This window comes from Methylorubrum subtropicum (assembly GCF_038442325.1).
GTDB classification, from domain to species: Bacteria; Pseudomonadota; Alphaproteobacteria; order Rhizobiales; family Beijerinckiaceae; genus Methylobacterium; species Methylobacterium subtropicum.
Genome location: NZ_JBBXMW010000020.1, coordinates 64,852 through 87,559, shown reverse-complemented (window position 1 = coordinate 87,559; position 22,708 = coordinate 64,852). Strand labels below are relative to the sequence as shown.

Here is a 22,708-nt window from a genome sequence, read left to right as displayed (position 1 = left end):
CGCCACCGCGACCGACACTCAGACATCACCGACACCGCCGCGGGGTGGAGCAGCCCGGTAGCTCGTCAGGCTCATAACCTGAAGGTCGCTGGTTCAAATCCAGCCCCCGCAACCAACTCACCGACCAAGCAAAAGGCCCTGCGCTTCCGCGCAGGGCCTTTTGCTGTTTGGCCGCTCGCTTCTTCTCGTTTGATCCGTGCGTACGAGGCGAAGCCGAAGCGATCCAGAGCGCGACGCGTCCGAAGAGGCCGAGCTTGCACCGACGCCACGGCTACGTGCGCGCTCCTTCCGGATGGTGCGGAGCGCTGGATTGCTTCGGCTCCGCCTCGCAATGACGGTGAGACAAAAAGGGGCCGGCCGGTTGAGCCTACGAGGCAGCCAACCGGGCGCCTGTGCAATGGGAGGCTACGCGCCGCCCGGAAGGCGTGCCTGCCAGGGCGGATCGGGCGGCGTAATCCTGTGGGTACTGAAACCGAAAAAACCCTGCCGGGTGTCCGGCAGGGCTCAGGCTGTTCCATGACCGAGTGAGAGCGGGCGGCTTCGACCTGTCTCGTCGCCGTCCTCGAGCAGAAGTGGGTAGGCCCGGACCCGCTCCGGGCTCCCCCAAAAAAACCTCAGCGTGCGCGCGCCAGCCAACCCATCACCGGCCGCGATTGCCAGCGCATCGCCGCCGCGAGGTAGATCAGCGAGGCGATGTGGCCGGCGGTGACGGCTGCTGCCGCGCCGGTGACGCCGGCGTACTGCATCAGCGGCACCACCACGGCGAGCGAGACCACCATGCTGACCCCGAGGGATTCGAAGATCACGCGGGTGTTCTGCTTGGCGCGGAAGTAGTGCGCCGCGAGATCGCGCACGAGGATCACCAGCACGCCGACCGAGAGGATGCGCAGGCAGCCGGCATAGGCCGCGAATTCCGAGCCGAAGATCAGGGTCAGCCACAGCTCGGCGGGGCCGGCGAGCAAGGCCAGGATCGCGACGATCGGGGCGCCCAGCCGGATGCCGGCGCTGACGAGGTAGCGCCGCAGGGCCTCCTCGCCGCCCTCCGAGTGGGCGCGGGCGGCGCGAACCGGCAAGACGTTCTCAGTGGCGCTGAGCAGGATCAGCACCGTGCCGACGAGGTACTGCGCCGCGCGCAGGCCCCCGAGGGCGTCGAGGCCGAGCGAGGAGCCCGCGACCATCCACACCAGCTGTTCCTGGGCGAAGGTGACGAACACGATCGGCAGCAGCCAGCGGGCGATCGGCGTGTGGCGCCGGCTGAGCGCCCCGAGCTGGACCGAGGCGGAATCGCGTAGCAGCGGGCGCCCGACCCAGATCATGAACGGCAGGCTCGTCACCAGCGAGGTGAGCGCCAGCATCCCGACGAAGCCGTTGACCCCGACCGCGCCGTGCTGGAGCCAGATCAGGCCGGCGGCGAGCGGGAAGCCCGCCGCGCGGGCGAGGTCCATGCCGAGCGCGCGCAGGCCCTTGCCGCGGGCGAACAGCAGGCGGCGCAGGGTGAACTGGATGTTCTGCGCCAGCATCAGGGCGCAGGCCGCGGTGAGTGCGGCGGGCGACATCTGGCCGCTGAGCGCCAGGGCGAAGATCACGAACACCGCGCCGGGAACCGAGAGCAGGAAGGCGGCGATCAGGATGTTGGCGCCGTAGATGCGCGAGATCGAGCCGCGGGCGCCGGCCAGCGTCATCATCGGCGCGGTGATGAGCGCGTTGTGCAGCCCCTGCGCGAACGAGATCACGATGAGGATCATCGCGAAATGGCCGAACTCGACGATGCCGAGCAGGCGCGCGGCGGCGATGCCGCTGACGAAGCCGAAGCCGCTGACGACGCCCTGGTCGGCGAGCGAGATCAGGGCCGCGGGCGGGCGGCGGACGAACTTTTGGGCGCGCAGGCGCAGGCGCTCGCCGAGCGGAAGGGGGGCGGTGTCGTGCATCGGATGCGTTCCGCTCTACAGCGAGGGCGAGGAGAGGCGGGCCGTCCGCGGACGGGCCGGTCTGTGCCATCCGGGGGCGGCCCCCGGGGTCGAGATCGTCAGATGACCCGTCATGAACACCGCTTCTCTTGTGTCTGTCCCGGCGGGGGACGGACGCGTCACGTATGGCCGCTCCGGCGCAAGCCACGGGCCAGTGGATGCAGTAATCCGCGCGATCATTGCCGGGTATGATTCTTTTTTGTTGAATTAACCATTGGGCGTCAAAGTCGTACACTTCGGTCTGCAGAAATGAACCGAAACATTGTAGGGGAGATGGTAGGGGGAGGCGAGCATGTATCATTGGGTCAAGACCACATTGCGCGACACGCCGGCCTTGCGGGGACTGGCTCTGCGCGGCGGCGCGTGGCTGCGCGCGCTGGCTCGCGCCGAGCCCGGTCTCTACACCCTGTGCTATCACCAGATTCCGGCGCCTCTGCAGGAGCGCTTCGCCGACCAGCTCCGCCTGCTCGGGCGCCACGGCGACTTCATCGACGCCGACACGGCCTGTGACCGGCTCGCCGCGGGCTGGCCGGCGCGGGAGCGCGCCTTCCTGATCTCCTTCGACGACGGCTACGCCGACAACCGCGACGTGGCGATGCCGGTCCTGACCGATCTCGGCCTGCCGGCCATCGTCTTCCTCGTCAGTGACTGGCTCGACGCGCCGCCCCAGGCGCCGGGCGAGCGCCGCTACATGGACCGCGCCGACGTGGCGGCGTGGCTGGACGCGGGGCTGCAGATCGGCTCGCACGGGGCGCGCCATCTCCGATTGAGCGGTCTCGGCGCGGACGAGATCGCGGCCGAGTTCGCCCGCTCGCGGCACGAACTCTCGGCGCTCGCCGGCCGGCCGGTCGATCACTTCGCCTGCCCCTGGGGCGTGGCCGGGCAAGATTTCGATCCCGCCCGCGATCCGGCGCTTGCCAGGGCGGCGGGTTTCCGCACCTTCTTCACCACCCGGCGCGGCCACACCCGCAGCGCCGACGACTTTTTTCTGATGCCGCGCCACGTCGTCGAGCCGCATTGGTCGGACTTCGAGTTCGAGGCGCTGCTCGGGGGATCGCGCTTGAGGAGACGCAGCGATGGGACGGCCTGAGCGCGTGCCGGTCATGGCCCCGCAGGCGCGGGAGCGGCGCCCGGTCGTCGTGGTGACGGGGGCGCTCGCGCCCTACACCCATGTCCTCTACGAGCGGCTGGCCGAGCGGCTCGACCGGCCGCTCCACGTCCTGTCCTGCACGCCGCGGGAGGCCGCCCGGCAATGGGTGGTGGAGGCGCCGCGGCTGTTCCGGCACGCGGTGCTGCCGGGCCTGCGCTGGCACAGGGACGCCGTGCGCAACCTCTACGTCAATCCCGCGGTGGTGCCGCGGCTGGCCGCGCTCGATCCCGGGGCAATCGTCCTCAACGACTTCTCGCCGACGATGCTGATGGCGGCGGCCTACGCGCGGCTGCGGCGCATCCCCTACCTGATCCGCACCGACGGCGTGCCGGAGACCGATCCGGGCCAGCGCTCGACGCCGCATCGCTGGCTGCGCAAGGCCATCGTCTCGGGTGCGAGCGGTGGCATCGGCCCGAGCGCGGGCAGCGCCCGGCTGCTGGCGCTCTACGGGATCGGGTCGGAACGATTCGCCACGAGCCCGCTGTTTCCGGCCTGGGCGCCGGCCGGGCCGCTGCCGCCGGCTTCCGAGCGGCCCTACGATGTCCTGTTCTGCGGCATCCTCAACGAGGAGGTGAAGGGCGCGCGCTTCTTCACCGACGTGATCCTCGGCTGCGCCGCGCGGGGGCGGCGGCTCTCCGTGCGGGTGGCGGGCGACGGGCCGCTGCGGGCCGAGATGGAGGCGCGCTTCAAGGAGGCCGGGATCGCGGCGCGGTTCGACGGCTACCTGACGCAGGGCGCGCTGCCCGCGGTCTACGCCTCCGCCCGGCTGTTCCTGTTTCCGAGCCGCGGCGATGTCTGGGGCATCGTCGTCCACGAGGCGCTCCAGAGCGGGACGGCCGTGCTGGCCTCGCCCCATTCCGGCATCGCCCGCGATCTCGTCGCCGCGGGACGCTGCGGCGAGGTGCGCGAACTCGACACGCAAGCCTGGATCGAGGCGACGCTGGCCCTGCTCGACGACGCGCCCCGCCGCGGGGCCCTGCGCGAGGCCGCGAGCCGCGCCCTGACCGGCTACACGCCGGAGGCCGCGGTGCAGGGCTATCTCGACGGCTTGCGGCCGATCCTCGCGGCCCGGCCGTGACGGCTTCGGGCCGGACGCTGCGGCTCGCGCTGCTGCTCGGATTCGGGCTGCTCGCGCTGCCGGCCTCCGCCGCGGGGCCGGAGCGGGTGATCCGCGTGCGGCCACCGATGGATCTGCATCGGGCCCTCGACGAGGTCGCGGCCCTGCGCAAGCGCGATCCCGAGCGGCCGGTGGCGATCGAACTGGCCTCCGGCCTCCACCGTCTCGGCCGCTACGCCCGCATCGGGCCCGAGCATGGCGGCACGCAAGGTTCGCCCCTGGTGATCCGCGGCTCGGCGGACGGCACCACCCGCGTGGTCGGCAGCGTGCCGGTCGAGGCGGTGGCGTTGCCCAAGGACCTCGCGGCGCGCCTGCCGGCGAGCGCGCGGGGCCGGGTGAAGGCGTACCGGTTGCCCGAGGGGATGGCAGCCCATCCTCGCATCCGCCCGCCGCGCCTGCTCGGGCCGCCGCCCCCGCCGCTCACCTTCGAGGTGTTCGACGCGCAGGGCGCGCTGCATCCGGCGCGCTGGCCGAACGAGGGCTTCGCCCGCGTCACCGCCGGGCCCGAGGCGGCGGGGACGAGCATCCGGCTCGACGGGGCCAAGTCTGATCCGTGGCGCGGCGAGGCCGATCTCTGGGCCGAGGGCTATTGGAGCTGGGGCTGGCTGTTCGAGACCATACCCGCCGCGGTGCCGGCCGCCGGCTCGGCGCTGGTGCGGCTCGCCACCAAGCCCTACGAGGGCATCCGTGCCATTGCCCGCGCCCGCATCGTCCACGCGCTCGCCGAACTCGACGCGCCCGGCGAATGGTGGCGCGATGCCTCGCGCAACCTCCTGCTGGTCTGGCCCCGCGACGGGGCCGGCGCGGTCGAGGTCTCGGTCGCCGACACGCTCATCAGCCTGGAGAACGCCGCGCATGTCCGCATCGAGGCGCTGCGGCTGGAGCGGACCCGCGGCGATCTGCTGACCGCCCGCGGCGGGAGCGACATCGTCGTGCGCAACAGCGCGCTCGGATGGTCGGGCTTGCGCGCGGCATTGTTCGAGGGCGTGCAGGGCGGCGGGCTGGAGGCCTGCGCCATTTCTGATACCGGCTTCGGCGCGGTGCGGCTCGTCTCCGGCGACCGGCCGAGCCTGACCCCCGGCGGCCTGTTCCTTCGCGACACGCGGCTCACCCGCTACGCCCGCCTGTCGCGGACGCAGAGCCCGGCGGTCGAACTCGACGGCGTCGGCCAGCGGGTCGTCGGCAACTACTTTCACGATGCGGTCGATTACGCGGTCCACCTGCGCGGCAACGACCATCTGGTCGCCGACAACGAACTCACGCGGCTGCTCGACGGCGCCACCGATTCCGGCGCGATCTATGCCGGCCGCGACTGGACCGCGCGCGGCTCGGTGATCCGCGGCAACTTCCTGCACGACATCCGCACCGGGCCGGGGCTCGAGGTGAAGGGCGTCTATCTCGACGATATGGCCAGCGGCTTCACCGTCGAGGGCAACCTGTTCGTGCGGGTCGATCAGCCGGCCTTCATCGGCGGCGGGCGCGACAACTTAGTGACCCGCAACGTCTTCGCCGATGCGAGCCCGGCGATCCATGTCGATGCCCGCGGCCTCAACTGGGCCGCGCCGTCCGTCGCCGACCCGACCTCGGAGATCCGCGCGGCGCTCGCCGCCATGCCGACGGGCTCGGCCCTGTGGCGCCGCCGCTACCCGCCGCTCGCCGTGATCCTCGCCCGCGAACCCGGCGTGCCGCGGGACAACCGGCTCACCGACAACGTGTTCTGGGGGAGCGAGCCGTTCCGCTACGAGGCGCCCGCCCGGCCCGGCGACCAGATCGTCACCGGCAATGTCGAGGCGATGCGGATGCCGCCGCTGCCCACCGGCTCCGACCCCGCCGCCTTCGCCGCCCCGCCGATCCACGGCGGCACGTTTCGGCTGGACACGACGCGGATGCGCCGCTCGGGCCTCCCGATGGCGCCGAGCCCGCGGCGCTGAGGCTTTTTCCTAAAGCATCGGCCCGAAAGGTGGCCGCCGGCTTTCGGAAAAAAGCCGATGCGGCGCAAGAATCGAGCGCATCGTGCGGGGCGAGGGGAGGCGCGGGCAGCCGACGGGATCGGCCGGGCCGGCGTGAAGACTGCGACAACGCCCCGCCTTCGTAACAAAAGGTCGGTTTCCCGCAAGATCAGCGGCTCCGCCGGGTGTAATCCTACACTCACGCAGCGGCGATCCGCCCGGTTTCGCGAGCTTCGTGAGCGTTTCCTCCCAAGACCTTCGGCCGCCCCGCCCAGGGCGGCCTTTTTCGTTCGGGCGGGGCTCAGCTCGCGGCGATCGGACCATGCGAAAAGGCGCGGCGCCGGGAATGCCCGGAACCGCGCCCGCCGACGAAGGTCGATCTCGCAGCCCGTTGGACGGGCGCGTCCCATCCATTCCCCTCATCCTGAGGTGCTGAGCGTCAGCTTAGCCTCGAAGGAGGGCTTCAGCACGCGTGCGATCCCTGGAGCCCTCCTTCGAGGCTCCGCTTTGCTTCGCACCTCAGGATGAGGGCGCTGGTTGGATGAGGGGGTGTGAAAAATCAGAAGTAATAGCCGATGTTCATGATGAAGCGCGACTTCCACTTGTTGTCGCCGCCCTGCGCGAGGCCGCTGGAGAATTGTCCGGCCCCGACATAGGGGTCGTTCCGGCCGATGACGCCCTCGGTGTAGACGATCAGGTTCGGGTCGGCGGTGAGCGTCCAGGCGCCGCCGATGATGAAGCGCTCGCTGTTCTGGAAGCTGGCCTTGTCCTTGAAGTAGGCGCTGTAGCCGGCATAGGGCACGACCGTGAACGGCCCGATCGGATCGGCGACCTTGTAGCTGACCTCGGCCGAGACGAAGTTGCCGCGGGTCGCCATGTTGTAGGAGAAGTCGAAGCCGCCGATGCCGATCAGGTCGTTGCGGAGCGGGTTCCGCGGATCGATGTCCTGGCGGATGAAGATGCCCTTGAAGCCCCAAGCGCCGTAGGTGGCGATGGCGTGCACGCCTTCGAGCTGCTTGGTGCCGGTCTGGCGGGTGTCGAAGTTGTAGATGTCCGAGTGCCAGATCGAGGCGCCGAGCGCGAACGAGGCGAGGTCGTTCTTGAGGAAGAAGTATTCCGCCCGGCCGATGAACATGTTCTGTTCGGCGTTGCGGGTGGCGAACGGCGTGTAGGAATCGGCCCGGACGATGTTGGTCGAGTAGCGGGCGCTGTCGAGGCTCAGGCCGATGGCGTTCGGGTTGGCGCCCGGATAGTAGCCGACCTGATAGTTCAGGTCCGATTCGACGTGCGAGTACTTGACGCCGAAGTTGTAGACCTCTTCCAGGCCCATGGCGAAACCGAGGGTCTCGATGAAGCTGTTGCCGAAATACGGCACGAGACCGAACGGCGCCTGATTAAGGCCGACCGTGATGCTGTCTTCCTTGGTGAGCTTGTAGCCGACATAGGCCCACATCGGGAAGCTGACCTCGCCGGGATAGCCGCGGTAGCCGTTGCGCGGCCCGTAGATCGAGCTGCCGCCGTAGAAGCGGTACTGCGCGGCGCCGAAGATCGTGTCCGAATCGTAGGCCGCCTTGAGCGAGAGCGTGTCGAAGTCGAAATGCTCGGACGCCTTGGGCTGTCCGCCGAGCCCGACGTCGTTGAAGCGCCAGTCGTAGCGGGCGCGGATCGCGCCACCGAAGGTGAAGGTGCCGAACTCGGTCTTCCCCTTCGGCGGTCCGAAATCGAAGCTCGTGGGCTTGGGGGCCTCGGGGGCGTAGGTCGGGTCGGGCACCGCGATCGGCTGCACCCGGTTCACCCGGCTCGGCTCGGCGTCGAGTTCGACCGTGCCCTGCACCTGCGCCCACGCCGTCGAGGCGCACAGCACCGTCCCCGCGGCGCAGCCCATCAGGGCGGCCGTCAAGCTTTTCATAGTCATGTCGCCCCCAGCCTCTACTTCAGTGTTGTGTGATTCGACCCTTGAATATTATCATTTGCTTGGATTGTGGCCAAGCTCTTATTTCAGCCATCCATCGACCGTGGCGCGGTTCTTGGCGATCCATTGGGCGGCAGTCTCGGCGGGCTTGGCGCCCTTCTCCTCGTTCTGCGCCATCACGGCCTCTTCGTCCTTCACCGAGAGCTTGAACTTCTTGAGGATCGCGTAGACCTCGGGCTGGTCGTCCTTCAGTCCTTTACGGACGATGGTGTTGACGCTCTCGTCGTCGCCGAACGCCTTCTTCGGGTCGGCGAGGTACTTCAGCTCGTAGCGGGCGAACATCCAGTGCGGCGTCCAGGCGGTGACGACGATGTCCTTCTTCTGGCGCACCGCGTCCTTCAGCGCGCTGGTCATGGTGGCGTCGCTGCCGTCCACGAGCTTGACCGGCAGACCGTAGGTCTTGATCGCGGCCTCGGAGCTCTTCATGATTCCGGCGCCCGGATCGATGCCGATCACCTGCCCGCCGACCTCCGACGCCTTGGTCTTGAGGTCCTCGATCGAGTTGAGGTCCGATGAGGCCGGCACCGCCCAGCCGATCTTGGCGCCGGTGACGTTGGGGCCGATGAGTTCGAGGCGGTTCTTCAGTTTTTCGTAGTACGCCGCCTGCGTCACGGGCAGCCACGCCGCGACGCTGGCGTCGGCATCCCCCGTCGCCACGGCCTGCCACATGGCGGCGGCGGCGAGCGGGATGGTCTTCACCTCGTAGCCCTTCTCTTCGAGGGCGAGCTTGAGGATGTTGGTGGCGACCACCGCGTCGGCCCACTCGACATAGGCGATGCGCACCTGCTTGCTCGCGGCCTCCGCTTGCGTCTGGGTCAGGGCGAGGCAGAGGAGGGCACCCAGAGTCGTTGCGCGCATGATCGTCTCGTCGTCGGAGGGAAAACGGTTTTTTGGATTGGGTGGGGTTTAGGCCGAACCGTGCGGTCGGGCCTTGGCGGCGAGCGCCTGGGTCGCCCGGTCGAGGATGACCGCGACGATCACGATGCCGATGCCGGCCTCGAACCCGGCGCCGGCCTCGAGCCGCTGGATCGACTGCCACACCGCGCGGCCGAGGCCGCCCGCTCCGATCATCGCCGCGATGACCACCATGGAGAGGGCCAGCATCATGGTCTGGTTGACGCCGGCCATGATGGTCGGCAGCGCCAGCGGCAGTTGCACCTTGAACAGCTTCTGGCTGGCCGAGCTGCCGAAGGCGTCGGAGGCCTCGACCAGTTCGGAGGGCACGTTGCGGATGCCGAGGGCGGTGAGCCGGATCACCGGCGGCACCGAGAACACGATGGTGGCAAAGCAGGCCGAGACCGCCCCGAGGCCGAAGAACGGCAGCGCCGGGATCAGGTAGACGAAGCTCGGCAGCGTCTGCATCATGTCGAGCACGGGCGAGAACGTCCGCCACGCGCGCCGGCTCAGCGCGAACCAGATGCCGACCGGGATGCCGATGAGCAGCGCCGCGATCGTCGCCAGGATGACGAGCACCAGCGTCTCGACGGTGGCCTGCCACAGCCGCAGGTTCCACAGGAACAGGAGGCCGCCGAGCGTCAGCAGCCCGACCTTGCGCCCGCCGATCTTGTAGGTGAGCGCCGAGGCCGCGAGGATCGCCAGCCACGGCGGCACCGCGACGAGGGCCGTCGTCAGCGTGTCGATCCAGTCGGAGACCGTGCGGCTGACGGCGCGGGTCAGCCAGCTGCCATGCTCGGTGAGCCAGTCGAGGCCGTTGTCGCTGAGCGTGTCGAGGGGGAATTTGGGGACGTTCCAGTCCATCGATCCGCTCCTGCCGTTGGGGTCTGAGACGAAGAGTTGCCGGGCCGCGCGGCGAGCGCGCGCACCACGTCGCGGCTGGTGATCGGGCCGATCAGGCGCCCGTCCTCGGCCACCACCGCCACCGCGCCGCTGTCCGCGACCTGCGGCAGCACCGCGTCGAGGCGGGCCTCCGCCGCGACGACGCTCGGATCGCGGTCGAGCAGGCTCGCCACGGTCTCGCCGACGCGGGCGGCGGCGAGGCGCTCGGCCCGCACGCGGCCGACGAAGCGGCCCGTGCCGTCGGCGACGAGCCAGCCGTCGCTGCCGCCGGCGACCGTCCGCAGCCGCGCCTCGGCGACCGTATCGGTGGGGGCGAGCACGACCGCCGCGCGGTCGGCGACCTGTCCGGCGCGCATCACCGCGGCCAGATCGATATGCTCGACGAAGCGGCGGACGTATTCGGTGGCGGGGTTGGCCACGACCTCCTCGGGCTGGCCGATCTGCACCACCTCGCCGTCCTTCATCAGGACGATGCGACCGCCGAGCGCCACGGCCTCGTCGAGGTCGTGCGAGACGAAGACGATGGTCTTCTTGAGCGAGCGCTGCAATTCGCGAAGTTCGGCCTGCATGTCGCGGCGGATCAGCGGATCGAGCGCGCTGAAGGCCTCGTCCATCAGCAGGATGTCGGCATCCGCCGCCAGAGCGCGGGCGAGGCCGGCGCGCTGCTGCATGCCGCCGGACAATTCGTTCGGATACTTGCTCTCCCAGCCTTTGAGGCCGACGAGTTCGATCGCCCGCATCGCCGCGTCGATGCGTTGCTTCGCCGGAACGTTCTTGATCTCCAGGCCGAAGCCGACATTCGACAGGATGGTGCGGTTCGGCAGCAGGGCGAAGTGCTGGAACACCATGCCGAACGCCTTCTGGCGGAAGGCCAGCAGCTCCTTGCGACCGAGCTTGGTCACATCGACATCGTCGACGAGGATGCGGCCGACGCTGGGCTCGACGAGGCGGTTCATGCAGCGCAGCAGGGTGGACTTGCCGGAGCCCGACAGCCCCATCAGGATCAGGATCTCGCCCTCGTGCACGTCGAAGGAGATGTCGCGTAAGCCCACGACGGCGCCGCAGGCCTGGGCCACCTCGGCTTTGCGCTTTCCTTGGGAGATCAAGTCGATCGCCGCGGCGGGGTTGGCGCCGAAGACTTTGCTGACGTTCTCGAGAGTGATGCGGCCCATGTGCTAGCAACCTCTTCGGATCAGCGCATTACGGCATTCGCCTCCCGGCGCCCGCTGTACTGCTTGACTTGTTTTGATCTGATCAAAAGCTAAACCCGGCAGCCCCCGCGGCTTGTCTCGCGGCGACGCTTTTTGCCGCAGAGCCGACATGGTCGGAAGTTTACCGTCAGATTTCGGCGCTGCACCGCAGCATCGCGACCGATTTCGTCACGATGACATAATATTGTGCACGGTTTGGCCACCACGCGAGCAAATGGCGCCGGAGACCTTGCGGATAACGCCGCGACCGCTTTCGGTTCAAGGGCGTATGCGGCCGGTCAGCTCCACGCTTCCGGCATGACGGAGGGACAGCCGACGGCTCATCCTACCCGATCCCCTCATCCTGAGGTGCCGCGCAGCGGCCTCGAAGGAGGGCTCCAGTGAATCGCGCGATCCGCTGGAGCCCTCCTTCGAGGCCCCGCCTTCGGCGGAGCACCTCAGGATGAGGGGGAGGGTGGGAGAGGCCTTCCGTCCGAGGCGTCTTGCCCTCGACGATGCGCGTCGAACAGGCCCTCAGGCGGCTTCCGCGTCAGCATAGGAGCGGCAGTGCTCCAAGTAACCGACCTCGTGGCGGCCCGCGAGTTCGACCACGCTCGACCACAGCCAGGACGGCGCGCCGTCCTTCGTGGCGCCGTTCGCGACGGCGCGGCGCCACTCGGCGCGCAGGCTGCGGCTCATCTGCCGGCCGTGGGCCGCGCCGACCACGTGGGCGAGGTAGCGGGCGGCGCGCACCGCCTGACCGCTGCTGAACTGATCGACGTCGAGCTTGAGGTCCTGCGGCAGCAGTTCGCGCACCACCACCGGCTTGCCGAGGATGCGGGCGGGCAGCATGCGCTCGCCGAGATGGGGCGAGAGGGCGCGGGCTCCGGCCACCACCCGCTCGGCCGGGTCTTTCGGCATCTTCACGCCCTTCGGCAGCCTGGATTTCGGCGCGGGCGGTGCGGCGGCGGGCACGGCCTCCTTGAGATCGACCAGCGCCAGCCTCGGCTTCTCGCCGCGCTCGTCGATGCGCAGCAGCGCGGCGTAGCGCAGGAAGCCGAGCGACGAGCAGCCCTTCATCCAGTAGGCGGCGTCGAGCAGCCGCACCCGCGCCGCGTCGGCATGGCGCCCGTCGATGGCGAGCACGAGTTCGCGCACGGCGTCCTCGTGGAACAGCGCGTCGAGGGCCTCGTGCTCGTCGTCGTCGAGCGCCCAGAAGCGGCGCCCGCGGGGAATCTTGAGGTTCTCGTCCTCCAGCCGCTCGTGGGCGAGGTGCTTCCAGCGCCGCCCGAGCGCCCGGTGGCGGATCGTGCGCACCGCGTCGGGCTCGCGCGGCTCGTCGTCCTCATCGCGCGAACTCAGGCCGTCGCGGTAGCCCCGCACCATCTCCTCCAACATCCGCGACGTGACGACGCCGGGCAGGTTGGAGCCGCGCGCCGCGCTCGCCAGCGACAGGCCGAGCCGCACGAGGTCGTGGGCGGGGTTGCCGATCACGGTCTGATCGAGGTCGCGGATCTGGATCGCCACCTCGCCGTCGGCGTCGGCGAGCGGCCCGAGATTGCCGAGGTGGCAATCGCCGCAGATCCAGATCGCCGGCCCCTCGGGCAGGGTGCCGCGGGGCAGCCCGTCGAGCCATTCGTAGAACTTCAAGGTGTTGCCGCGGACATAGGCATGGGCCGATTTCGCCATCTTGAGCGCCCGCTGGCGCTCCAGGACGGCCTCGCGATCCGCCCGCTCCACCGCTCGATGCCGCGTCATCCGATTCCCTTCGCGCCCGTCGCACGCGCCGCTGTCCCATAGGCCGTCAACTCAGGGGCACCTGTAAATCCAGGCGCGGCCCAACGTCCCGGTCCGGATGAGACACGCTTGCGAAACGTACCTGAAGCGGAGCGGTTCTCGGTAGTCTTTACGGAGGCGCCTCGACCGCCCACGGGGGAATATCCGGCGCCGTTGCAGCGTTCAGTCGTGACAAGGTCGCACGGCAAGGCGCGCAGACGTCGTCGCCGGCTCAAGCGACCCGACCGCCTGCCCGAAGGCTCTCCGCCGAAACGGCCAACAAGAGCCCGGCCCCACGACGACCGGACGACGGGATGCGACTCGGCCTCATCGAGCGCGATTTCCGAACGACCCGCGGTGTCACCGTTCACCACCGCACGACGACCCTGCCCGGAACCGGGCAATTCAGGGGGCTTTTCATCGACGGCCGGGGGACCGACCCTGTCCCGGCCCGCATCAGCGTCGGAGTAAACGATGATCCATGCGCGTATCGCGACCGCGGCCCCGGAGATGCGGCGGCCCGCCGCCCGCCCGGACACCCGGCGGCGCGAGCTGACGCCATCGGCCGCGACCGAGCGCCGCCCCGCCGCCGCCGACGACCTCGCGGTGGTCGATCTCACCGACGCGCCGGACTGGGACGCGCGCCTCGCCGACGTGCCCGGCGCCAACCTCTACGCCGCCCGCCCCTGGGGCACCTACAAGGGCCGCCTGAACTGGTCGGTTCGCCGCGTCGCCGTGCGCGACGGACAAGGCCGGGACCTCGCCTTCGTGCAGTATCAGGTGCGCCGCGTCGGCTTCGCCCGCTTCGTCCTGGCCCAGGGCTGCCCGGTGCTGACGGAGGCCGGCGCCGCGCGGGCGGAGGCCACGCTGTCGGCCTTCCGCGACCATCTCGCGCTCAGGCCCTTCGATCTCTTGGGCGTGAACTTCCACGAATTCCAGCACAACGAGGCGGTGCCTGCGCTCCTGGCGCTGGGCTTCGTGCCGGTGGTGTCGGCGCGCCACCACACCCTCGAACTCGACCTGACCCGCGACATCGAGACGATCGAGGCCGGGCTCGATTCGAAGTGGCGCCGCAACCTCGCCAAGGCCAAGCGCAACCCCGATCTCGAAACGCTGATCCTCACCGACCCGGACGCGCGCCTTGCCGCCTTCGACACCTTTGCCGGCATGTACGCCGCGCTCCAGGCCCGCAAGGGGTTCTCCAACACCCTGAACCCGCAGGCCTATCGCGACATCGCAGCCTGCGACCCGCGCCTCGTCATCCTGGAGCTGCGCGAGAACGGCACGCCGATCATGGTGCGCATCGCCCACCGGGCCGCGGAGCGCTGGACCGATTTCTTCGCCGCCTCGAACGAGCGCGCCCGGGCCACCAACGCCGCCGCGCTCTCGGTCTGGACCCTGATCGAGCAGGCCAAAGCCGAGGGCTGCCCGGTCTACGATCTCGGCGGCATCGATCCGGCGGGCAACCGCGGCGTGTTCGACTTCAAGCGCGGCGTCAGCCGCCGCGCCGTCCAGAGCACCCCCCTCTGGCTCCACGGCCGCAACCGCCTCGTCCGCTCCACCGCCGCCGCGCTGCTGGCGCAGCGCTGAGCGGCGGACGCCGCGTTTTCGGCAAGTTCCTTTCGGCAGGTCCCCGCGGCGTATCCACCCCACCCCGTCATTGCGAGGCGGAGCCGAAGCAATCCAGCGCTCCGCACTCACAAGGGTGGTCGCCCGCTTGGCCGCTTTGTCGGCACGGTCGCGCCCTCTCCGAAAAGGTCGCGCCCTGGATTGCTTCGGCTTCGCCTCGCAATGACGGGGCGTTTTTTTGTTGAAGACCGCGCGCCCGCGCAAAAGCATCAAATTCGACGCAAATCATAACCTTGTCGTAAAGCGTCTTGCTACACCGGAATTTAGTCCGGGACCGCGATGGTCCGCTCCAGTCTCCAAGGCGGGGCGGACGGTCGCGTGTCAGAACAAGTCGCCCGTCCCCCCGCCATCCCGAAAGTCTTTTCGCGCGACCGGAATCTGTCCTCCCCTGAGCCAAACATCCCGTTCCGGCACAGAATCCGAGGGCACACCGCTTGCTGAAATGGCTTCGATCTCACCGGCCCGTCCCGCTCCGGCAGGAAAGGCGGCCGAATTTTTCAGTTGGCGCGTACCGAGGGACACGATGAAGACTGCACTCATCACCGGCATCACGGGTCAGGACGGCGCCTACCTGGCGGAGATGCTGCTGGCCCGCGGCTACGAGGTCCACGGCATCAAGCGCCGCTCGTCGAGCTTCAACACCGGCCGCATCGATCACCTGTATCAGGACCCGCACGACGAGGACGTGCGCCTGCGCCTCCACTACGGCGACATGACCGATTCCGCCGCGCTCACCCGCATCGTCGCCGACGTGCGTCCGGACGAGATCTACAATCTCGCCGCCCAGTCGCACGTCGCGGTCAGCTTCGAGACGCCGGAATACACGGCCAACGCCGACGCGGTCGGCCCGCTGCGCATCCTCGAGGCCCTGCGCCAGCTGCGTCTCACCGAGACGACGCGCTTCTATCAGGCCTCCACCTCGGAGCTGTACGGCCTCGTCCAGGCGGTGCCCCAGCGCGAGACGACGCCGTTCTATCCGCGCTCGCCCTACGGCGTGGCCAAGCTCTACGCCTACTGGATCACGGTGAACTACCGCGAGGCCTACGGCATCCACGCCTCCAACGGCATCCTGTTCAACCACGAGAGCCCGATCCGCGGCGAGACGTTCGTCACCCGCAAGATCACCCGCGCGGTCGGCCGGATCGAGACCGGGGCGCAGGATTGCCTCTGGATCGGTAACATCGACGCCCAGCGCGACTGGGGCCACGCCCGCGACTACGTCGAGGCGATGTGGCTGATGCTGCAGCAGGACAAGCCCGACGACTACGTCATCGCCACCGGCGAGACCCGCACCGTGCGCCACTTCATCGAGGCGGCCTTCGCCGAGGTCGGCCGCACCATCGTGTGGGAGGGCCAGGGCGTGGACGAGGTCGGCCGCGACGCCCGCACCGGCGACGCGCTTGTGCGCATCGATCCGCGCTTCTTCCGCCCGACGGAAGTCGATCTCCTCGTCGGCGACGGCACCAAGGCGCGCGAGGCCCTGAACTGGACCCCGCGCACGCCCTTCGCCGAACTCGTGCGCGAGATGGTCGAGGCCGATCTGGAAGAGGCCCGCTTCGAGGCCGAGACGGCGCTCCGCCGCCCGCGCCACCACGGCGTGCCGCTGCGTCTGGCCGCCGAGTGAGCCGAGCCATGCGCTACGACCTCTCGGGCAAACGGGTCTTTGTGGCCGGCGCCCGCGGCATGGCCGGGGCGGCGCTGGTGCGTCGTCTCGGTAGGGAAGGCTGCGAAGTCCTCGCGCATGGCCGCGAGCGGGTGGACCTGCGCGATCTCGGCTCGGTCGAGGCCTATTTCGCCGACGTGCGCCCGCAGGCGGTGTTCCACGCCGCCGGCACGGTCGGCGGCATCCAGGCCAACGACCGCTATCCGGCGACCTTCCTCTACGACAACCTCGCCATGGCGGCCAACGTCATCCACGCCGCGCACGCCCGCGGCGTGGAAAAACTCCTGTATCTCGGCTCCTCGTGCATCTACCCGAAGCACGCGGCCCAGCCGATGACCGAGGACGCGCTGCTGACCGGCCCGCTGGAGCCGACCAACCAGTGGTACGCGGTCGCCAAGATCGCCGGGATCAAGCTGTGTCAGGCGTATCGCCGCCAGCACGGCAGCGACTTCGTCGCCGTGATGCCGACGAACCTCTACGGGCCGGGCGACAACTACCATCCCGAGAACTCGCACGTGGCCGCCGCCCTCCTGCGCCGCTTCCACGAGGCGCGCGAGGCCGGCGCCCCCAGCGTCACGATCTGGGGCACGGGCACGCCGTGCCGCGAATTCCTCTATGTCGACGATCTCGCCGACGCCTGCGTCTTCGCGATGAAGCACTGGTCGGACGAGAACATCCTCAACGTCGGCACCGGCGAAGACGTGACCATCGCGGACTTCGCCCGCACGGTCGCGCGGGTTGTCGGCTATCAGGGCGAACTCGCGTTCGATTCCGACAAGCCGGACGGCACACCGCGAAAACTGCTCGACGTGTCGCGTCTGGCCGGCCTCGGCTGGCGCGCCTCGACCGGCCTCGAAGAGGGGCTGGCCCGCGCCTACGCCGACTTCCTCGGGGGCGGGGGCCGCAACCGGTGAGCGCGCGCCGCGTCCTCATCGTCCACAACCGCTACCAGATCCGCGGCGGCGAGGATGCCGTCGTGGAGCGCGAGGCGGCGGCTCTGGCGCGCGCCGGCTGCACGGTCGAGACGCTGTACTTCTCGAACGACGACATCGCCGGCCCGGTCGATCGCCTGCGCGCGGCGATCGAGGCGCCGCATGCGCGGCGCGGCATCGCGCGGGTGGTCGAGGCCGTGCGCCGGTTCCGGCCGGACGTGGTGCACGCCCACAATACCTTCCCCCTGGTCTCGCCCGGCGTCTTCGCCGCGGTGCGGGCGGAGGGCGCGGCGACCGTCCAGACCCTGCACAATTTCCGCATCACCTGCGCCGGCGCCCTGCTGATGCGCGACGGGAAGCCGTGCGAGACCTGCGTCACCGGCTCGGCCTATTCGGCGGTGCGCCACGGCTGCTACCGCGGCTCCAAGGTCGGCACCTTCGCGGTCGCCCGGATGATCGAGCGCCACCGCCGCATCGGCACGTGGACCCGCGACGTCGATGCCTTCGTGGTGCTGACCCCCTTCGCCCGCGGGCGCTTCGTCGCGGCGGGCCTGCCGCCCGAGCGCATCGTGGTGAAGCCGAACGGCCTGCCCGACCCCGGCGCGCCCGCCGAAGCGCCGCGAGAGAAGATTCTGTTCGCCGGCCGGCTCAGCCGCGAGAAGGGCGTCGAGACCCTGAAGGCCGCCGCCGCCCGACTCGGCCACGGCATCGACGTGGCGGGCGAGGGCCCGCTGCGCGAAAGCCTGGAAGGCGCCGAACACGTGAACCTGCTCGGCACGCTGCCGGGCGCCGAGGTCCAGGCCCGGATGGCCCGCGCTGCCGCGCTCGTCGTCCCCTCGCTCTGGTACGAGGGCCTGCCGATGGTGGTGGCCGAGGCGTTCGCCGCCGGCACCCCCGTCATCGCCTCGCGCATCGGCGCGCTGGCCGACCTCGTCGAGGACGGCGTGACGGGGCTCCTCGTCACCCCCGGCGACCCGGCCGACCTCGCGCGCGCCATGGCCCGCATCCTCGCCGACCCGCACGCCGCTCGCCGCATGGGGCAGGCGGCGCGGGCGGCCTACCTGCGCGACTGGACCGAGGACGCCACCACGGCGGCGCTGCTGTCGATCTACCGCCGGGCCTGCGCCGCCCGCGCCGCCGCCCCCCTTCCCCTCACGACACCCGTTCTGGAGATCGCCCGATGAGCCACGACCCCGCGGTCGCCCGGTTCCGCCTCGCCGGGACCGGCATTTCCGCCATCGACATGAAGGGCATGGTCGGCGCGATCCGCCGCCGCCTCGATTCCGGCCGCACCCGCCCCGGCACCTTCATCGTGTTCCGCGACGCCCACGGCATCGTCCGCGCGACGGAGGACGAGCGCCTGCTCGCCGCCCACGAGGCCGCCATGCTGGTCTGCCCGGACGGGCGCCCGCTCTACTGGCTCGGGCGCCTGCGCGGCGCCCGCAACATCGGGCAGGTGCCGGGCATCGAATCGGTCGAGGCGGTCTGCCGCGCCGGCCTCGTCCACGGCTGGCGCCACTACTTCCTCGGCGGCGGCGACGGCGTCGCGGGGGCGCTCGCCGAGACGATGCAGGCGCGCCTGCCCGGCCTCAAGGTCGTCGGCACCGAGACCCCGCCGTTCCGCCCGCTCAACGCGGAAGAAGCCGACGCCATGCGGGCGCGCATCCGCGAGTCCGGCGCGCAGGTTCTCTGGATCGGCCTCGGCACGCCGAAGCAGGAGCTGTTCATGGCCGAGCACGCCCCGCACCTGCCCGGCACCGTGGCGATGGGCGTCGGCGCCGCCTTCGACGTGCTGACCGGCCGCGTGCCCCGCGCCCCCGTGGCGTTCCAGGTCACCGGCCTCGAATGGGCCTACCGCCTGCTCCGCGAGCCGCGCCGCCTGACGGGGCGCTACATCCACACGATCCCGCGCTTCCTGGCGCTGGTCGCCTCCGAACGCCGCCGCCGCCCGGCGGGCGCCGCGGAGTAGGGGGGTTTACGGTGTCCGGCTGATCGCGGCGGTCTGAGCGGCTGTCCCCTCCCCCTTGCGGGGAGGGGTAGGGGTGGGGGTGGTGCAGAAGGCACCGCCGTGTTCGATCCTGAACCACCCCCACCTCCTACCTCCTCCCCGCAAGGGGGAGGAGAGACGCCACGGTGACCGCCGCGATCAATCCGGCAACCGGATCACTTCCGCCGCCGGGCCGGTGCGCAGCCGCCGAGCGCCTGAAACGCAAGCCGGGCCAGCGCGTCGAGGCCCGCCGAGAGCCGGCCGCCGTCGGGCGCAAGGAGGCGTAAGCCCAGCCCCGCGCCGTTCGGCAGCGGGCTCGCCCCGGCGAGGCAGCCGGCCGCGTCGGCTTCCGATTGAAACGTGCGCGGGGCCGGCAGCAGCTCGGCCGGGCCGATCAGGATCATCGTGCCGTAGGCGCGGTGCGCCCCCAGCGGCGCGTTCGCGTCGGTGAAGGCGGGGCCGTCGATGGCGCTGCGCTCGCGCACCAGCACGCGGCCGGACGGATCGGCGATCCGCAGGCTCATCGTCAGCCGCTCGAACGGCAGGCCGCTCCCCGCCGGATCGTGGCAGGCGACGCTCTCGGTCAGGATCGCGCGGGCGCCCGGCGCCACCTCCATCTCGGTGGCGATGCTCAAGTTCGCACCGGGAAACAGGATCAGCGGGTCCGGCGTGTAGGCGAGAAAGGCATCCGAACCGACGCGCACCCGCGTGTCCTGCCGCGTCGGCAGCGGGCCGCCGCGATGGACCACCGTGCCGGCCTGCGTGGTGACGAAGGCCCGCGCCCCCGGCCGCGCCTCGATGGACAGCGTCAGGTGATCCGAGCGGTAGAGCCCGCCCGAGGCCGATTGCAGGTAGAGGCTCGCGAGATCGGGCGCCTCCGGGTGCAGGCGAAACACCCGCGTGACGTGGAACGGGTAGGGCACGTGCTGGCGCGTCAGCACCGTCGCGCCGCCGCCGCGGGCGAAGACGAGCCGCGCCTCGGCCCGGCGTCCCACCGTCTCCAAGGCTTCGCCCGCGGCGCAGGGCCGAAGACCGGACGGCGATGAGTCCACCTCATCGCCGTCCGCCCGCGCGACGGCGCGGCGGCGGTCGTCCGCCGGACGCGTCGAACCCGACCAAGGGGCGGGTTCGACGCACCTTTGAGAGTGCGACGACATCAGGGCGCGAACAGCACGGCGCGGGTGATGGCGTCGGCGACCGCCGCGATCCCTTCGCCCGAGCGGGCATTGGTGGCCGCCACCGGCTTGTCGCCGCGCACGCGCCGCGCCTCCGCGAGCATGGAATCGAGATCGACACCGACATGCGGCGCGAGGTCGGTCTTGTTGACCACGAGCAGATCGCAGCGCAGCACGCCGGGGCCGCGCTTTCGCGGGATGTCGTCGCCGCCCGCCACGTCGATGACGAAGATCCACCAATCGACCAGATCGAGCGAGAAGGTCGAGGCGAGGTTGTCGCCGCCGGACTCAAAAATGAGGAGCTGAAGCCCGGGGAACTTGGCCTCCAGATCGTCGCCCGCGGCGATGTTCAGCGTCGGGTCCTCGCGGATGACGGTGTGCGGGCAGGCCCCGGCCTCCACCGCCTCGACCCGGGCCGGATCGATCAGCCCGGAGCGGCGCAGCCGCTCGGCGTCCTCCTTGGTGACGAGGTCGTTGGTGACGACGGCGAGATCGACCCCGCGGGCCTGCAATTCCGGGATCAGCCGCTCGATCAGCGCGGTCTTGCCCGAGCCGACCGGGCCGCCGATGCCGATGCGGGCGGCGGTGACGGGCAAGGGAATGTCAGTCACGGGAGCGTTCATCGCAGCATGTAGCGTTGGGCGAGCGGCAGGGTGCGGGCGGGCTCGCAGGTGGCGAGTTGCCCGTCCACGAACACCTCGAAGGTCTGCGGATCGACCCGGATGTCCGGGCAGAGGTCGTTCCACAGCATGTCGGCCTTGGTGAGCGTGCGGGTGCCGCGGGCCGGCAGCAGGTTTTTTCGCAGTCCCAAGCTCTCGCGAAGTCCGCCTTCGATGGCGAGCGGATGGACGAAGCAGGCCGACAAGCCTTGCTTGGCCAGCCCGAACGCGCCCCATTGCGGGCGCATCAGCATCGGCTCGCAGGTCATCAGCGAGGCCGCGGAATCCCCCATGGCGCCCCAGGCGATGAAGCCGCCCTTGATCACGAGTTCCGGCTTGATGCCGAAGAAGGCCGGGCGCCAGACCACGATGTCGGCCATCTTCCCCGGCTCCAGCGAGCCGATATGGGCGTCGATGCCGAAGGTGCGCGCCGCGTTGATCGTGTATTTGGCGATGTAGCGCTTGATCCGGGCATTGTCGCCGAAGCCCGCTTTCTCTTCCGGCAGGGGACCGCGCTGGTCCTTCATCTTGGAGGCGAGCTGCCATGTCCGGCAGATGACTTCGTGGATGCGGCCCATGCCCTGGCTGTCGGAGCCGAGCATCGAGATCGCGCCGATATCGTGCAGCACGTCCTCGGCCGCGATGGTCTGCGCGCGGATGCGGCTCTCGGCGAAGGCCACGTCCTCGGGCAGCGCCGGGTTGAGGTGATGGCACACCATCGTCATGTCGAGGTGTTCGTCGAACGTGTTGACCGTGTAGGGATTGGTCGGGTTCGTGGACGAGGGCAGGCAATGCGGCAGCCCGGCCACGCGGATGATGTCCGGCGCGTGCCCGCCGCCCGCCCCTTCGGTGTGGTACATGTGGATCGTCCGGCCGCCGATCGCCGCGAGGGTGTCCTCGACGAAGCCCGACTCGTTGAGCGTGTCGGTGTGGAGCTGGACCTGGAAGTCGTGCTCGTCGGCAAACGCCAGGCACGAGTCGATCGCCGCCGGCATGGCGCCCCAGTCCTCGTGGATCTTCAGGCCGAGCACGCCGGTTTCGAGTTGTTCTTTCAGTGCTGCCGGCCGGTGGGTGTTGCCCCGGCCCAGAAACCCGAAATTGACCGGCCACGCCTCGGCCGCCTGAAGCATCTTTCCCGTATTGAACGGCCCGCCGGAATCGATGCCGACCGTGATCGGCCCGAGCGAGCCGCCGAGCAGCGTCGTGATGCCCGACGCGATGGCGTGGTCCGGCAGCCCCGCGGAATCGAAGTGGACATGCACGTCGATGGCGCCGGGCGTCGCGATCAGTCCCTCGCAGTCGCGCACCGTGGTCCCCGCCGACACGATCAGCCGCGGATCGACGCCGTCCATGATCGCCGGGTTGCCGGCCTTGCCGAGGGCGACGATCCGCCCGTCCTTGATGCCGAGATCGCCCTTCACGATGCCGATCACCGGATCGATCACGAGGACGTTGCACAGCAGGAAGTCGAGCGCCCCTTGCGCCGCCGTGACGCCGGGCGCCAGCCCGATGCCGTCCCGCAGCGTCTTGCCGCCGCCGTGCAGGCATTCGTCGCCGTAGACCGCGTGGTCGTGCTCGACCACCGCGACGAGGGAGGTGTCGGCGAGCCGCACGCCGTCGCCGGTGGTGGGGCCGTAGAGGGCCGCGTAATCGCGCCGGGGAATCGTGACCATGTTTTTGGGAGTCTCCCTCAGAACCCGTTCGACCGGCTCATTCCGCTCATCCCATCCACCCCCTCATCCTGA

Annotated in this window: 17 protein-coding genes and 1 tRNA gene; 9 read left to right on the top strand and 9 right to left on the bottom strand. The window is 70.2% G+C overall.

The genetic code is table 11. From position 1 onward, the window contains the following. The first annotated feature begins 38 nt into the window (after positions 1-38). Positions 39-115, top strand: a tRNA-Met gene (locus tag AAHG03_RS22135). Positions 116-614: 499 nt separating this feature from the next. Here the strand turns inward: AAHG03_RS22135 and AAHG03_RS22130 are convergent. After that, entirely contained in the window at positions 615-1,928 is a 1,314-nt protein-coding gene (locus tag AAHG03_RS22130; protein ID WP_342153248.1) for a lipopolysaccharide biosynthesis protein, read from the bottom strand. 331 nt (positions 1,929-2,259) lie between these two features. Here AAHG03_RS22130 and AAHG03_RS22125 point away from each other — a divergent pair, with 331 nt between their 5' ends. Genes AAHG03_RS22125 through AAHG03_RS22115 form a run of 3 tightly spaced genes read left to right on the top strand, consistent with a single transcriptional unit; the run spans position 2,260 to position 6,165 of the window. Next, a complete protein-coding gene (locus tag AAHG03_RS22125; protein ID WP_342153247.1) occupies positions 2,260-3,057 on the top strand; it encodes a polysaccharide deacetylase family protein in 798 nt (265 codons plus the stop codon). After that, positions 3,044-4,195, top strand: a complete 1,152-nt coding sequence (locus tag AAHG03_RS22120) for a glycosyltransferase family 4 protein (RefSeq protein WP_342153246.1) — start codon at positions 3,044-3,046, stop codon at positions 4,193-4,195. Before AAHG03_RS22125 ends, AAHG03_RS22120 begins: the two co-directional genes overlap by 14 nt. Further along, positions 4,192-6,165: a right-handed parallel beta-helix repeat-containing protein gene (locus AAHG03_RS22115; RefSeq protein WP_342153245.1), complete on the top strand. Its 1,974-nt coding sequence runs from the start codon at positions 4,192-4,194 to the stop codon at positions 6,163-6,165. The genes AAHG03_RS22120 and AAHG03_RS22115 overlap by 4 nt, the downstream gene beginning before the upstream one ends. 577 nt (positions 6,166-6,742) lie before the next feature. Here AAHG03_RS22115 and AAHG03_RS22110 read toward each other — a convergent pair. The 5 genes from AAHG03_RS22110 to AAHG03_RS22090 form a co-directional block, all read right to left on the bottom strand. Beyond that, a complete protein-coding gene (locus AAHG03_RS22110; RefSeq protein ID WP_342153244.1) occupies positions 6,743-8,098 on the bottom strand; it encodes a hypothetical protein in 1,356 nt (451 codons plus the stop codon). 78 nt (positions 8,099-8,176) lie between these two features. Next, a complete protein-coding gene (locus tag AAHG03_RS22105; protein WP_342153242.1) occupies positions 8,177-9,013 on the bottom strand; it encodes a glycine betaine ABC transporter substrate-binding protein in 837 nt (278 codons plus the stop codon). A 48-nt stretch (positions 9,014-9,061) separates the two neighbouring features. Continuing rightward, the gene (locus AAHG03_RS22100) at positions 9,062-9,913 is read right to left on the bottom strand and encodes an ABC transporter permease (RefSeq protein WP_342153241.1); all 852 of its coding nucleotides are present in this window, start codon (positions 9,911-9,913) and stop codon (positions 9,062-9,064) included. Further along, entirely contained in the window at positions 9,829-11,124 is a 1,296-nt protein-coding gene (locus AAHG03_RS22095; protein ID WP_342153240.1) for a quaternary amine ABC transporter ATP-binding protein, read from the bottom strand. The genes AAHG03_RS22100 and AAHG03_RS22095 overlap by 85 nt, the downstream gene beginning before the upstream one ends. 552 nt (positions 11,125-11,676) lie before the next feature. After that, complete coding sequence (locus AAHG03_RS22090; protein WP_342153239.1) at positions 11,677-12,900, bottom strand: DUF2252 family protein; 1,224 nt, start codon at positions 12,898-12,900, stop codon at positions 11,677-11,679. A 492-nt stretch (positions 12,901-13,392) separates the two neighbouring features. Here AAHG03_RS22090 and AAHG03_RS22085 point away from each other — a divergent pair, with 492 nt between their 5' ends. The 5 genes from AAHG03_RS22085 to AAHG03_RS22065 all read left to right on the top strand — a co-directional run bounded on the left by AAHG03_RS22085 (position 13,393) and on the right by AAHG03_RS22065 (position 19,111). Next, positions 13,393-14,508: a lipid II:glycine glycyltransferase FemX gene (locus tag AAHG03_RS22085; protein WP_342153238.1), complete on the top strand. Its 1,116-nt coding sequence runs from the start codon at positions 13,393-13,395 to the stop codon at positions 14,506-14,508. Between the two features lie 562 nt (positions 14,509-15,070). Continuing rightward, positions 15,071-16,171, top strand: coding sequence for a GDP-mannose 4,6-dehydratase (gmd, locus tag AAHG03_RS22080; protein WP_342153236.1), 1,101 nt, complete (start codon positions 15,071-15,073; stop codon positions 16,169-16,171). A gap of 8 nt (positions 16,172-16,179) precedes the next feature. Continuing rightward, a complete protein-coding gene (locus AAHG03_RS22075) occupies positions 16,180-17,124 on the top strand; it encodes a GDP-L-fucose synthase family protein (protein ID WP_342153234.1) in 945 nt (314 codons plus the stop codon). After that, positions 17,121-18,326 carry a glycosyltransferase gene (locus AAHG03_RS22070; RefSeq protein ID WP_342153232.1) on the top strand — a complete coding sequence of 402 codons (1,206 nt, stop codon included), beginning with the start codon at positions 17,121-17,123 and terminating at the stop codon, positions 18,324-18,326. Before AAHG03_RS22075 ends, AAHG03_RS22070 begins: the two co-directional genes overlap by 4 nt. After that, complete coding sequence (locus AAHG03_RS22065) at positions 18,323-19,111, top strand: WecB/TagA/CpsF family glycosyltransferase (protein ID WP_342153230.1); 789 nt, start codon at positions 18,323-18,325, stop codon at positions 19,109-19,111. The genes AAHG03_RS22070 and AAHG03_RS22065 overlap by 4 nt, the downstream gene beginning before the upstream one ends. 194 nt (positions 19,112-19,305) lie before the next feature. Here the strand turns inward: AAHG03_RS22065 and AAHG03_RS22060 are convergent, their stop codons facing one another. The 3 genes from AAHG03_RS22060 to ureC form a co-directional block, all read right to left on the bottom strand. Beyond that, entirely contained in the window at positions 19,306-20,181 is an 876-nt protein-coding gene (locus AAHG03_RS22060; protein WP_342153229.1) for an urease accessory protein UreD, read from the bottom strand. 104 nt (positions 20,182-20,285) lie between these two features. Continuing rightward, positions 20,286-20,915 (bottom strand): urease accessory protein UreG, encoded by a 630-nt coding sequence (ureG, locus tag AAHG03_RS22055; RefSeq protein ID WP_412759782.1) that lies wholly within the window; start codon positions 20,913-20,915, stop codon positions 20,286-20,288. An 8-nt stretch (positions 20,916-20,923) separates the two neighbouring features. Further along, positions 20,924-22,636, bottom strand: a complete 1,713-nt coding sequence (gene ureC / locus AAHG03_RS22050; RefSeq protein WP_342153225.1) for an urease subunit alpha — start codon at positions 22,634-22,636, stop codon at positions 20,924-20,926. Positions 22,637-22,708: the final 72 nt, after the last annotated feature.